Annotated in this window: 13 protein-coding genes and 1 riboswitch; of the genes, 8 read left to right on the top strand and 5 right to left on the bottom strand. The window is 59.0% G+C overall.

All coding sequences use genetic code 11. From position 1 onward, the window contains the following. Positions 1-38: 38 nt before the first annotated feature. Positions 39-908, top strand: a complete 870-nt coding sequence (locus tag ACYVIA_RS09290; RefSeq protein ID WP_460840101.1) for an IclR family transcriptional regulator — start codon at positions 39-41, stop codon at positions 906-908. A 54-nt stretch (positions 909-962) separates the two neighbouring features. On the opposite strand, the gene ACYVIA_RS09285 is transcribed toward ACYVIA_RS09290, so the two are convergent. Both ACYVIA_RS09285 and ACYVIA_RS09280 read right to left on the bottom strand, forming a co-directional pair. After that, the gene (locus tag ACYVIA_RS09285; RefSeq protein WP_460840099.1) at positions 963-1,532 is read right to left on the bottom strand and encodes a TMEM165/GDT1 family protein; all 570 of its coding nucleotides are present in this window, start codon (positions 1,530-1,532) and stop codon (positions 963-965) included. A gap of 4 nt (positions 1,533-1,536) precedes the next feature. Then, positions 1,537-1,720, bottom strand: a riboswitch (yybP-ykoY riboswitch). A 51-nt stretch (positions 1,721-1,771) separates the two neighbouring features. Then, complete coding sequence (locus ACYVIA_RS09280) at positions 1,772-2,713, bottom strand: CysB family HTH-type transcriptional regulator (RefSeq protein WP_460840097.1); 942 nt, start codon at positions 2,711-2,713, stop codon at positions 1,772-1,774. Between the two features lie 132 nt (positions 2,714-2,845). Between ACYVIA_RS09280 and ACYVIA_RS09275 the strand changes: the two genes are divergently transcribed. From ACYVIA_RS09275 to cobA, 7 genes are read left to right on the top strand one after another with little or no spacing between them, the layout of a single operon-like run. Further along, on the top strand, positions 2,846-3,619 hold the full coding sequence (locus tag ACYVIA_RS09275) for a sulfite exporter TauE/SafE family protein (protein ID WP_460840096.1): 774 nt from the start codon (positions 2,846-2,848) through the stop codon (positions 3,617-3,619). 15 nt (positions 3,620-3,634) lie between these two features. Then, positions 3,635-5,329, top strand: a complete 1,695-nt coding sequence (locus ACYVIA_RS09270) for a nitrite/sulfite reductase (protein ID WP_460840093.1) — start codon at positions 3,635-3,637, stop codon at positions 5,327-5,329. After that, entirely contained in the window at positions 5,322-5,849 is a 528-nt protein-coding gene (locus tag ACYVIA_RS09265; RefSeq protein ID WP_460840090.1) for a DUF934 domain-containing protein, read from the top strand. Before ACYVIA_RS09270 ends, ACYVIA_RS09265 begins: the two co-directional genes overlap by 8 nt. Positions 5,850-5,853: 4 nt before the next feature. Next, the gene (locus ACYVIA_RS09260) at positions 5,854-6,579 is read left to right on the top strand and encodes a phosphoadenylyl-sulfate reductase (protein ID WP_460840087.1); all 726 of its coding nucleotides are present in this window, start codon (positions 5,854-5,856) and stop codon (positions 6,577-6,579) included. A gap of 53 nt (positions 6,580-6,632) precedes the next feature. Beyond that, complete coding sequence (cysD, locus tag ACYVIA_RS09255) at positions 6,633-7,568, top strand: sulfate adenylyltransferase subunit CysD (RefSeq protein ID WP_460840085.1); 936 nt, start codon at positions 6,633-6,635, stop codon at positions 7,566-7,568. Beyond that, positions 7,568-8,893, top strand: a complete 1,326-nt coding sequence (locus ACYVIA_RS09250; protein ID WP_460840084.1) for a sulfate adenylyltransferase subunit 1 — start codon at positions 7,568-7,570, stop codon at positions 8,891-8,893. The genes cysD and ACYVIA_RS09250 overlap by 1 nt, the downstream gene beginning before the upstream one ends. A 13-nt stretch (positions 8,894-8,906) precedes the next feature. Continuing rightward, positions 8,907-9,635 carry a uroporphyrinogen-III C-methyltransferase gene (cobA, locus tag ACYVIA_RS09245; RefSeq protein WP_460840082.1) on the top strand — a complete coding sequence of 243 codons (729 nt, stop codon included), beginning with the start codon at positions 8,907-8,909 and terminating at the stop codon, positions 9,633-9,635. A gap of 111 nt (positions 9,636-9,746) precedes the next feature. Here the strand turns inward: cobA and ACYVIA_RS09240 are convergent, their stop codons facing one another. The 3 genes from ACYVIA_RS09240 to lptF are packed head-to-tail and all read right to left on the bottom strand — an operon-like array spanning position 9,747 to position 12,382. Then, positions 9,747-10,115: a sirohydrochlorin chelatase gene (locus tag ACYVIA_RS09240; RefSeq protein WP_460840080.1), complete on the bottom strand. Its 369-nt coding sequence runs from the start codon at positions 10,113-10,115 to the stop codon at positions 9,747-9,749. 9 nt (positions 10,116-10,124) lie between these two features. Then, positions 10,125-11,252, bottom strand: a complete 1,128-nt coding sequence (gene lptG, locus ACYVIA_RS09235) for an LPS export ABC transporter permease LptG (RefSeq protein ID WP_460840078.1) — start codon at positions 11,250-11,252, stop codon at positions 10,125-10,127. Further along, positions 11,252-12,382, bottom strand: a complete 1,131-nt coding sequence (lptF, locus tag ACYVIA_RS09230; protein ID WP_460840076.1) for an LPS export ABC transporter permease LptF — start codon at positions 12,380-12,382, stop codon at positions 11,252-11,254. Before lptF ends, lptG begins: the two co-directional genes overlap by 1 nt. Between the last annotated feature and the right edge of the window lie 10 nt (positions 12,383-12,392).

Below are 12,392 nucleotides of genomic sequence, written 5' to 3'. Positions count from 1 at the left end.
TCGTAAATTAATTCACCATATCGTAATCCCAGCGCACCATGAAATCAACCAGCGACGTCCTTGACGTGAGGCAAGGCATTCAGTCGGTCGAGGTAGCCGGCCCGCTGCTGCGGGCGCTGGCGCAAGCGTCCGGCCCGCTTTCGTTATCCACACTGGCTGCCAACGCCGGCATGCCGGCTGCCAAGGCGCATCGCTACCTTGTCAGCCTGATACGCGTTGGATTGGTCGAGCAGGATGCCGGCACGGGGCTGTATGACCTGGGAGCGCTGGCATTGGAGCTGGGACTGGTCTCGCTGGGCAGGCTCGATGCGGTGAAGCTGGCGGATGAGACGATGGCGAGCCTGCGGGATGCAACGAGCGAGACCGTCGCACTGGCAATCTGGGGCAATTTCGGACCGACCTATATTCGCCTGCTGCAGTCGCGACGGCCAGTCACGATCAACCTGCAGATCGGCAGCGTCATGCCAATGACTTACACGGCGACCGGATTGTGCTTTGCCGCCTTCCTGCCGGAGCGCGAAACGGAAGAGCTGCTGCGCGACGAACTCGCACTGAACCGAGGGGAGAAGCTCGATGCGCCGCGCACGCGCAAGGAACTCGCTCCCCTGCTGGAAGAAACCATCGCGCACGGCCTGGCACGCATGGTCGGCCGCCTCGATCCCACTGCAGCGCGCAAGCCTGGCGCAACACGCGCCGCGGAACGGCTGCTGGCCGGCTTCAATGCCTTTTCGGCACCAGTGTTCGACCATGACGGCCACATGCGCTTTGCCCTGACGGTGGTCGGCTCGTCGGCGCATGTTGATGAATCGTGGGAGGGAGAGATCGCGCAGCAGACGAAAGCCCATGCCCAGCGCCTGTCGCAGCGGCTCGGCTTTCGCCCGCGGGAACAGGGCGTCACGCGAGCCTGAATCGCTTGGCTCTCATGGCTCTCGTGACCTCATGGTGCCCGGGAAGCAAAGCGGTCAGAACAGGCTGCCGACGTTCAGCAAGGTCAGCACGCCGAGCACGGCAAAAATCAGCGCTGCAATCGCGTGGACCACCTTCAGCGATACTTTCTGCGTGATCTTGCCCCCCAACAGCACAGCGGGAACATTCGCGATCATCATGCCAAGCGTGGTGCCCGCCACGACCGCTGCAAATGCCGAGTACTTCGCCGCCAGTGCGATCGTCGCAATCTGGGTCTTGTCACCCATTTCGGCGAGAAAGAAGGCGACCAATGTCGCGCCGAACACCCCGAAGCGCGCAGGCTTGGCGTCAACATCATCAAGCTTGTCGGGAACCAGCATCCACGCCGCCATCGCCAGGAACGACAAGCCGAGGATCCAGCGCAATGCATCATTGCCGATCAGCGCGGTCAGCCAGCTGCCGATTGCACCGGCGAACGCATGGTTCAACAAGGTAGCGACGAGGATGCCAAGGATGATCGGAACGGGACGGCGGAATTTTGCTGCCAGCAAGAGAGACAAGAGCTGCGTCTTGTCGCCCATTTCGGCAAGGGTGACGATGCCGGTCGAGATAAGGAATGCTTCCATGAATGCTCCAGGGCCGGATCGATACCATTGACCACGCGCCCTCCGGCCCAAAGCAGGGGCAGCATGGTCAAAGGTCTCGCCAAACCTGGAGTCGCTTGCACCATGACCGAAGTCAAGTCTGTTGACGCAAGCCCCTCTCGCGATGCTTTCACAAATTCGGAGGGCGGCTACTCCCCAATGACGGGTGGGATTTTACTTCGATGCCGAACTATCTGCAAAGCAAATTACCACCACCGCTTTCAAAGCTCGTAACTATCCTTTTCGCCGCTCATCACTTTTTCGATCAACTTGCGGTTCAACGAGGGCGAAAGCAATTCGATAAAGCTGTATACATAGCTGCGCAGATAAGCCCCGTGCTTCAATGCCACGCGGGAGACGTTTGACCCGAACAGATGCCCGGCAGAAATCGCGTTGAGTCCCTTGTCCCGCTCGGCATCGAACGCCATGCCGGCAATGATGCCCACACCCATGCCGAGCTCGACATAGGTCTTGATGACGTCTGCATCAATTGCTTCGAGGAAGATATCCGGCTTGAGCCCACGGAGCGCAAAAGCGTGGTCGATCTTGGCACGGCCGGTGAAGGCACTGTCATACGTAATAAGGGGATAGGCGGCAATTTCTTCCAGGGTAATCGAGTTCGACTTGAGCAGGGCATGGTCCGGCGGGACAATTACCACATGCTCCCATTGATAACACGGCAACGAAATCAGTCCATCCGCACTGGCAATCGCTTCAGTAGCAATCGCCATGTCCGCCTGATCCTTCAAGACCATGTCCGCGATCTGGCGAGGATTCCCTTGTAACAGGGACAACCTCACTTTCGGGTACTTCTGCGTAAAAGCCTGCACAACCTTGGGCAAGGCATAACGCGCCTGTGTGTGCGTCGTCGCAATTGTGAAACTGCCGCTGTCCTGCGCTGCAAACTCCTTGCCGATGCGCTTCAAGCCATCGATCTCCTGCATGATCAGCTCAACCGAACGCAGCACCGCCCTTCCCGGTTCGGTCAGGCCACGGATCCGCTTGCCGTGCCGGGTAAAGATATCGACCCCGAGCTCCTCCTCCAGCTCGATGATGGCCTTGGAAACGCCGGGCTGGGAGGTATAGAGGGCTTTCGCCGCTTCGGTCAGATTGAAATTTTGCCGGACCGCTTCACGGACGAAGCGCAATTGATGCAGATTCATTGCTTTCCCTGATGGTTTGCTGCTTCTCAGTATTTTTACTTATACCCGGAAGGCATATAAGCAAATAAATACTAAGTAGTTTGGAATAAGGAATTAGTTTATTACGATTCACGCTACTTTGCGTGAGGTCATATGACTCTTTCTTATGTACTTTCCGGTTTTGCAGTCGGGGCGCTCGTCGGGTTGACCGGCGTTGGTGGCGGGTCGTTGATGACGCCGCTCCTGACACTACTCTTTGGCGTATCCCCTACGGTTGCCGTCGGTACCGACCTTGCCTTTGCGTCAATTACCAAAGGTGCCGGCACTCTTGCCCATCGTTTCCGGCGCACTGTACATTGGGACATCGTGCGGCACTTGTGCTTCGGCGCACTTCCCGCCGCTGTTCTCGCCGCCTTCGCATTGAAACACTTCGGCGCGCTGGATAAGGAAATCGGCCAGATCATCCGCTATTCGATCGCCGGATCGGTATTACTGACCGTCATCGCGCTGCTGTTCCGCGGCCGCATGCAAGCCTGGGTAAAAGCCCATCCGGAAAAGCAGCTTCAGGGAGCAAAACTGACTGCAATGACCATTTTTGTCGGCGCCGTGCTTGGCACGCTGGTAACAATTTCGTCGATTGGTGCCGGCGCGATTGGCGCGACAATCCTCGTATTGCTGTATCCTCGCCTGTCCCCGGCAGAGATCGCTGGCACCGACATTGCCTACGCGGTTCCGTTGACGGCCATCGCCGCTTTCGGCCACTGGTGGCTGGGCTCGATCAACTGGGAATTGCTGGGAGCGCTACTGCTTGGCTCCGTCCCAGGCATCACCATCGGCTCGCTTGCCGCGCGTGCCGTGCCCGAAAAAATTCTCCGTGGATTATTAGCAACGACGCTGACCGGCGTCGCCGCAAAACTGGTTTTTTAAGATTGGGAAAGAAAGATGTATCGTTACGACCAATATGATCACCTGATCGTCAAGGAACGCATTTCGCAGTTTCGAGATCAGGTTCGTCGTCGCCTCGCCAACGAACTGACCGAAGAAGAATTCCTGCCGCTGCGCCTGCAGAATGGCCTTTACATGCAGCGCCACGCCTACATGTATCGCATCGCGATCCCGTACGGTCTGCTGTCCTCGACGCAACTGCGCAAGCTGGCCTTCATCGCACGCAAGTACGATCGCGGTTACGGCCACTTCACCACCCGCCAGAATATTCAGTTCAACTGGATCAACCTGGAAGACGTACCGGATATTTACGAGCACCTGGCCTCGGTCGAAATGCATTCGATCCAGACCTCGGGCAACGACGTGCGCAACAACACCACCGACGAGTATGCCGGCGTGGCGCCCGACGAGCTTGTCGATCCGCGCCCCTACGCCGAAATCGTGCGCCAGTGGAGCACCTTCCATCCCGAATTCGCCTACCTGCCGCGCAAGTTCAAGATCGCCTTCAACGCAGCGGCGCAGGACCGTGCCGCGATCATGATGCACGACATCGGCATCCAGATCGTGAAGAACGACCAAGGCGAGATTGGCTACCGCGTGCTGGTCGGCGGCGGCCTCGGCCGCACCCCGATTCTCGGCAGCTTCATCCGCGAATTTCTGCCGTGGCAGCATTTGCTGACCTATATCGAAGCGATCCTGCGCGTCTATAACCAGTACGGCCGCCGCGACAACAAGTTCAAGGCGCGCATCAAGATTCTGCTGAAGGCCACCGGCGTCGACGAGTTTGCCCGCATGGTGGAAGAGGAATGGGCTGACCTAAAGGATGGTCCCGGAACGCTCACCGAAGAGGAATTCAATCGGGTCGCCGCGTACTTTGCAGCGCCGCCATATGAAACGCTGGCCAATGAAGACGCAAAGCTCAAACAGCAGCGCGCGGAAAGCAAGGCCTTCGACAACTGGTTGAAACGCAACGTCAAGCCGCACAAAGTCCCGGGTTATGCCGCCGTCGTACTGTCGTTGAAAAAACCGGGCGTGCCGCCGGGCGACGCCACCGCCGAGCAAATGGACTTCGTGGCCGACCTGGCCGACCGCTACAGCTTTGGCGAGCTGCGCGTCACGCATGAGCAGAACCTGGTGCTGGCCGACGTCAAGCAATCCGACCTGTTTGAAGTATGGCAACAGGCCAAGGCACATCATCTGGCGACGCCGAATATCGGCCTGCTGACCGATGTAATCTGCTGCCCCGGCGGCGATTTCTGCTCGCTGGCGAACGCCAAGTCGATCCCGATCGCGGCTGCCATCACGGAGCGTTTCGAGAATATCGACTTCCAGCACGACATTGGCGAAATCGAGTTGAACATGTCCGGCTGCATCAACGCCTGCGGTCATCACCATATCGGCAACATCGGCATCCTCGGTGTCGATAAGGATGGTGCCGAGTGGTACCAGATCTCGATCGGCGGTGCGCAGGGCAATCACAGCGCAATCGGCAAGATCATCGGCCCGTCGTTCTCGGCACAACAGGTGCCGGGCGTAGTCGACCGCCTGCTGCAGGTCTATGTGCGCGATCGCGTGCAGGGCGAGCGCTTCATCGACACGGTGCGCCGTATCGGCGTCGAGCCGTTCAAGGAATATGTTTATGCTTCGCCGATTGAAGGCGGCGCATTGGTAGGAGAAGACGAATATGCGTGAAATCATCAAGGACAAGGCAGTTGTCGCCGACGACTGGACAGTGTTGAAACTGGCTGAAGGCGAAACGCCGGAAACGGTTGCTGTGCCGGGCGGCAAACACATCGTGCCGCTGACCGTCTGGGAAGCGCAGCGCACCGCCCTGAAGAACCGCACGGATATCGGTGTCTGGATTGCCAGCCATGAACGCCCCGAGGTGCTGAAGGACGACGTGGCAAAGCTGCCAGTGATTGCAGTCGATTTCCCGAAGTTTTCCGATGGCCGCGGCTATTCGATCGCCTATAACCTGCGCCTGCGCCTGGGTTTCACCGGTGAACTGCGCGCCATTGGCGATGTCCTGCGCGACCAGATGTTCTACATGCAGCGCGTTGGTTTCAATGCGTTCGCAACACGCGAAGATCGCAGCATTCACGATGCACTGAAGGGCTTGTTCGATTTCTCTGAAGCGTATTCGGCCGCCTGGGATCAGAAACAGCCGCTGTTCCGTCGCGTCGAGCGCGGGCAGAAAGCGACGCAGGAATAAGGCGATGCGGACCGACGAGTTCACAGGACTGGTAGCCGCAACGCGGGGCACGCTGAATAGGATCGCCAGCGACTTCACGCCGGCCGTGTTCGCATCCAGCCTCGCTGCCGAAGACATGGTGTTGACCGACATGATCCTGCGGGCAAAGCTGCCGATCGGCATCTTCACGCTGGAGACCGGCCGCCTGCATCAGGAAACGTTGGGTATGTTGGACCGCATCAGGGAAACCTACGACTACGAAGTGAAACTGTTCAAGCCGGACCCGACCGCGGTCGACACTTATGTCCGGCAACACGGGCTGAACGCGTTCTATGACAGCGTGGAGATGCGCAAGGAATGCTGCCGCATCCGCAAGGTGGAGCCGCTTGGACGCGCACTGGCCGGCAACAAGGCCTGGGTGACCGGTCAACGCCGCGCGCAGTCGACGACCCGCGCCGAACTCGCGGTGCAGGAAGACGATCCGGCACACCGCATGACCAAATTCAACCCGCTGGCCGACTGGTCGGAAGACGACGTATGGAACTACCTCCGCGCGAACAAGGTTCCGCACAACCCCTTGCACGACAAGGGCTATCCATCGATCGGCTGTGAGCCCTGCACCCGCGCGATCCAGCCGGGTGAGGACGTCCGTGCCGGAAGGTGGTGGTGGGAGAACCCGGAATCGAAGGAATGCGGCCTGCATGTCGTCGATGGCAAGCTCGTCAGAATCAAGGCAGTCTCTCCTGCATAAAAAATATCTCCCCGTTTCAAGGGGGAAAGTTAACAACAAGGTCGGCTATAAACATGAATACACCAGTCGAAAAACCCTTTCTGGACGCCGCCAGCAACCGTCACCTGGACTGGCTTGAATCGGAAGCGATCCACATCATGCGCGAGGTCGCGGCCGAGTGCACGAATCCTGCGCTGCTATTCTCGGGCGGCAAGGACTCCGTCGTGCTGCTGCGCATCGCGGAGAAGGCCTTCCGCCCCGGCAAATTTCCCTTCCCGCTGGTGCATATCGATACCGGCCACAACTTCCCGGAAGTGATCGAGTTTCGCGATCGCCGCGCAAAGGAACTGGAAGAGCGCCTGATCGTGCGTTCCGTGGAAGACTCGATCAAGCGCGGCACAGTCCGCTTGCGTAACCCGCAGACAGATTCGCGCAATGCCGCGCAAGCCGTGACCTTGCTTGAAACCATTGCGGAATTCAATTTCGATGCCTGCATCGGCGGCGCCCGCCGCGATGAAGAGAAGGCGCGCGCCAAGGAGCGCATCTTCTCCTTCCGCGACGAATTCGGACAATGGAATCCGAAGGCACAACGCCCCGAGCTGTGGGACCTGTATAACACCCGCGTGCATCCGGGCGAAAACATGCGTGTGTTCCCGATCTCCAACTGGACCGAGCTCGATGTCTGGCAATACATCGCCCGCGAAAAGCTGGCACTACCATCGATCTACTTCGCACATGAGCGCCAGGTCATTCCGCGCAATGGCTTGCTGGTGCCGCTCACTGACCTGACGCCGGCACGCGAAGGCGAGGTGATTGAAACACGCGTGGTGCGCTTTCGCACCGTCGGGGACATCTCCTGTACCTGCCCGGTGTCGTCCGACGCCGCGGATGTGGATGCAATCATTGCAGAGACCGCCGTCACACAAATCACGGAGCGCGGCGCAACGCGCATGGATGACCAGACATCCGAAGCATCGATGGAAAAACGCAAGAAGGAAGGGTATTTCTGATGAACGCCGTAGTTGCAGAACACCTGGCAGCGGCCCACATTGCCACCGAGCGCGGCCTGCTCCGCTTTATCACCGCCGGCTCCGTCGACGACGGCAAGAGCACGCTGATCGGCCGCCTGCTGTTTGACAGCAAGGGAATCTTTGCCGACCAGCTCGATGCGATCTCGCGCGCAAAGCACAAGCGCACAGTCGGCGATACCGTTGACCTGTCGCTGCTGACCGATGGTCTGGAAGCGGAGCGCGAGCAAGGCATCACGATCGATGTCGCGTATCGTTACTTCGCCACGCCGAAGCGCAAGTTCATCATCGCCGACACGCCGGGCCATGAGCAGTACACGCGCAACATGGTGACTGGCGCTTCCACTGCCGACGCGGTGATCATCCTGGTCGATGTGTCGAAAGTGAAGCTGGGCGACGATGGCAGCGTGGAGCTGCTGACACAGACCAAGCGCCACTCCACCATTGCGCACTTGCTGCGGATCGAGCATGTGATCGTCGCGGTGAACAAGATGGACCTGGTCAATTACGACCGCACCGTCTACGAGCGCATCGTCGCTGCTTACCAGCAGTTCGCAAAGCAGCTCGGGCTGAACGATGTGCATGCGATTCCGCTGTCGGCGCTGGCGGGCGACAACGTTGTGGAAACCAGTGACAGAATGCCGTGGTATCAGGGACCGACGTTGATCGAGCTGCTGGAATCGCTCTCCGTCTACGACGACGCGCACGACGAGCCCTTCCGCTTCCCGGTGCAGCTGGTAGCACGTCATAACGGCCACGAAGCAAACGACTTCCGCGGCTACATGGGCCGCATCGAGTCGGGCAAGGTCCGCAAGGGCGACAAGCTCGTGGTCCAGCCCAGCGGACAAACCGCCACTGTGAAAGATATCCTGACGCTCGACGGCTCGCTGGAATCGGCAGTCGCGGGACAGTCCGTCACGCTGCTGCTGGAAGAGTATCTCGACATTTCGCGCGGCGACATGCTCGCTGCCGCGGATCGGCCGGCGACGTTGTTGAAGACTGTCACAGCGGATGTTTGCTGGTTATCGGAAGAGCCGCTGGATATGCGCCGCAAGTACTGGCTGAAGCACACCACCAAGCAAGTGGCTGCGCGCGTGGCGAAGATCGACACCCTGCTCGACATCAATACCCAGGAAAGGCGCCCGGCCGACGGCCTGAAGCTGAACGACATCGCCACCGTATCGATCAACGTGCAGCAACCGCTGGCAGCGGATGCCTACGATGCGATCCGTGCGACGGGCTCCTTCATCCTGATCGATGAAGTCTCGCACCAGACGGTGGCGGCCGGCATGATACGCATCGCCTGAGCCGCGTGGCCGCATGACATCCACCATCACGGGGCACAAGAAAAACGGCAAGGTGGTTCTGCTCGGCGCCGGCCCCGGCGCCGCCGACCTGATCACGGTGCGTGGCGCGCGCATTCTCGCGCGCGCCGATGCTGTCCTCTACGATGCGCTGGTGACGGAAGAAATGCTGGAGCTTTGCCCGCAAGCGTTGAAGATCTCCGTCGGCAAGCGTTCCAGGCAGCGCTCCACTGCGCAGACTGTAATCAACCAGACGCTGGTGGAGTGCGCGAAAAAATACGCTCTTGTGGTACGCCTCAAGGGTGGCGATCCAATGATGTTCGGGCGTGCTGACGAAGAATTGCGTGCACTCGAAGCGGAGGGAATTGAGGTCGACATCATTCCTGGCATTACGACCGCATTGGCCGCCGCCGCATCGACAAAACAGCCTCTTACCAAACGCGGCATTGCTCGCAGTGTCGCGTTTTTCACGTCAAGCACGGCACCGGGTCACCCCGACCAGACCACTCTGCCCGACTGCGACACGCTGATCCAATACATGGGCGGCAGGGAAGCGATTACTACTGCACAAAAGCTGCTGGTACAAGGGCGCCCGGCAACACTTCCCGTCGTTGTCATTGAGAACTGCAGCCGCGCCAATGAGCGCGTGCAGCGATTACAGCTAGGTGAACTGGAACGTGGCCTTGCGGAATGCCAGGGCCCGGTATTGGTCATGATCGGCGCAGCCATGGCGCCACGCGATTAACGGTTGGCCGGGAAAGCGCGAGAAATTTCATTTCAGACCGACGCGAGACTTCAGTTGATAGCTGCGGACAACCGAAGGGCTGCCCAGCGCAGCCGAGGCCAACACGCGTAATCAGCCTGAAATAGTCCCGATGCAGTAGCGCGCAATCGCGTTCAGCACCTCCGAATTTTCCCCGACTGCTGCTGCAGCGCTAAGCCGGACACCAGGGTAATCGAGCCGCAACTGCTCGATCATGACGGGCAAGTCACGCAGTACATGCCCTCCCTGCCCGAAGAAAATCGGGACAACCGTCACGTCGGTACAACCGCGTTGTGCCAGTTCGGCCATCAGTTCAGGCAGACGCGGTGTCATCAGCTCAAGGAATGCGAGCGAGACGACGACATCCGGCTGCTGCTTCTGGACAAGTTCCTGCAAGCGCCGGAAAGGCTCAGCCCAGCGCGGGTCGCGGGCACCATGGGCAAACAGGACAAGAGCGCGCATGTCGGTCTCCTAATGCTTTTGTACCCACAACAGGGCACTGATCGCGATCAGCAGGAAGATGCTGCTCGGCAGCACCGCCGTCGCAAGTGGCGGCCAGGTATTGAGAAGGCCGAGATGTGAAAAAAGACTATTGAGCAACTGAAAACTCACACCGATCATGATGCCGATGAAGATCTTCAGGCTCACGCCGCCTGCACGGAAGTGCAAGTAAGCAAACGGGAGTGCAAGCGCCATCATCACGATGACTGCAAGCGGATAGAACAACTTCTTCCAGAATGCAATCTCGTAACGCTCGGTGCTCTGTTTATTTTCTGCCAGATGCCGCGTGTACATTGCCAGTCCGTACGCAGACATGCGATCCGGATCCGAAAACAGCACCGAGAGAATATTCGGCGTAACCTCCGACACCAGGTCTCTGCTTGGCGCGGTCTTCGTGGACACGGTGGCGGTGAGGTCTGGTTTGCCCGCTGAAAAGCGAGTTTCCGTCACGTTGGCAAGTCGCCAGAGGTTTTCACCCTGGTAGTCGCCATATTCCGCAGTGAGGACCGCAGTGAGTTGCAAGTCGCGATCGAACTCATACACTTTCACTTCCTGCAGGCGACCATCGGACGTAACGTCCCTGACGTTCAGAAAACGTGAACCAATCGTTTCGCCGCTCATGCCGCGCTCGCGGATGACATCCTTGGTCCACAAGCCGGAGCGAAATTCTTTAGACACCGTCGAGTCACGCGCCTGCAGCTTCAAGCGCTCGGCCATTTCACTCGTGGCCGGCGCAATGAATTCGCCGAACAGGAAGGTAATTAGCACAAGCACGATTCCCACCCTGGCCAGCATCCAGCCCGCCATGCCCGTCGACAGGCCGGACGCGCGCATGATGGTGAACTCCGACTTGGCAGCCAGTTGCGCCAGCGCGTAGATCGTGCCGATCAGTGCGGCAATGGGCATCAGGTCATAGATATAACCGGGCAGCCCCATCGCCACATACAGGAAGGCGTGTTGCAGCTGGTAGTTGCCACGCCCCACATCACGCAGTTCCTGGATGAGGTCGAAAAAGGCAAACAGCGCCAGGAAGGCAATCAGCGTGAAGAACACCGCGCCGACAATTTCGGACGATACATAGCGATACAAGACTTTCATTACGCAGCCGCCTTCCTGGTGAAATAGGTGCGCTTGAATGCGCCCCACGCAGCCGCCGGATGATATGGGCTATTGATCAGCAAGCGCCATGAAAACAGCACGATGACAAGGAATGCTGCGAGCAGATGCAGTGGCCACCATGCCATGGCGAGCGACAGCTTTTGCTGTACCACCGCGGCCTGGAACACGCTAACCATGTTGCTGTAGATAACAAATAGCAACAGGGCAATCAGCAGGTTCGCGGAACGCCCGCCGCGCGGATTCACGAAACTTAACGGGATCGCAAGCAGCATCAGCAACGTCCCCATCACCGGCACGGAGATGCGCCACAACAGTTCTGCGCTGTTGAACCGATTCAGATTTGCCAGCAACTCCGGCGTCGTCAGGGAACTTGCGGACAGGTCGCCAATCATGGCTTGCGACTGGCGCGCGACCAGCACGCCATAACGTTCGAACTCCATCACCCGGAAGTCAGGCTGGGTCGGAATTCCGTCATAGCGTCTTCCCTGGTCCATCACCAGGAACTTGTCGCCGCGTTCATCGATGTTGATCGAACCTTCCTTGGCGACGACGATGCTGGTACGGCCATCCTTCACCGTATTGACGAATACGTTCTTCACCTTGCTCGCATCGCCGCTCACGCCTTCCACGAAGAAGATGCGATTGGCCGAAGAGGACTCCTGGAACTTGCCCGGTGAAACCCTGGCGATATCTTCCCGCTTCTGGAAGCGCTCCTGGAACTCGGCGCTCTGCCGGTTCGCCCATGGCGTCACCACAAAGCTGAGCGTGGCGGTCAGCAGGATGATCGGCATCCCGAAAATCAGGATCGGCTTGACCCAGCGCGACAAACTCATACCGGAAGCGAACCACACGACCATTTCCGAGTCCTGATAACTTCGGGTGACAACCACGAGCACGGAAATGAAGCCGGTGAGGATGAGGATGATTGGCAGGTACTTGAGGGCTGCAAAGCCGATCAGGGCGACGACATCCGCGGATGCGACCTTCCCCCCGGCCGCGCGGCCGAGAATCTTGATCAGCATGACGGTGATCGTAATCGTGAAGAGTGTGGTGAAGACGGCGCCAGCGGTACTGACCAATTCGCGTCGAAGAGCGCGCTGAAAAATCATTGAATAGAAG

The sequence above is a fragment of the Noviherbaspirillum agri genome, assembly GCF_054780595.1.
This window is presented reverse-complemented; position numbering and strand designations above follow the sequence as displayed.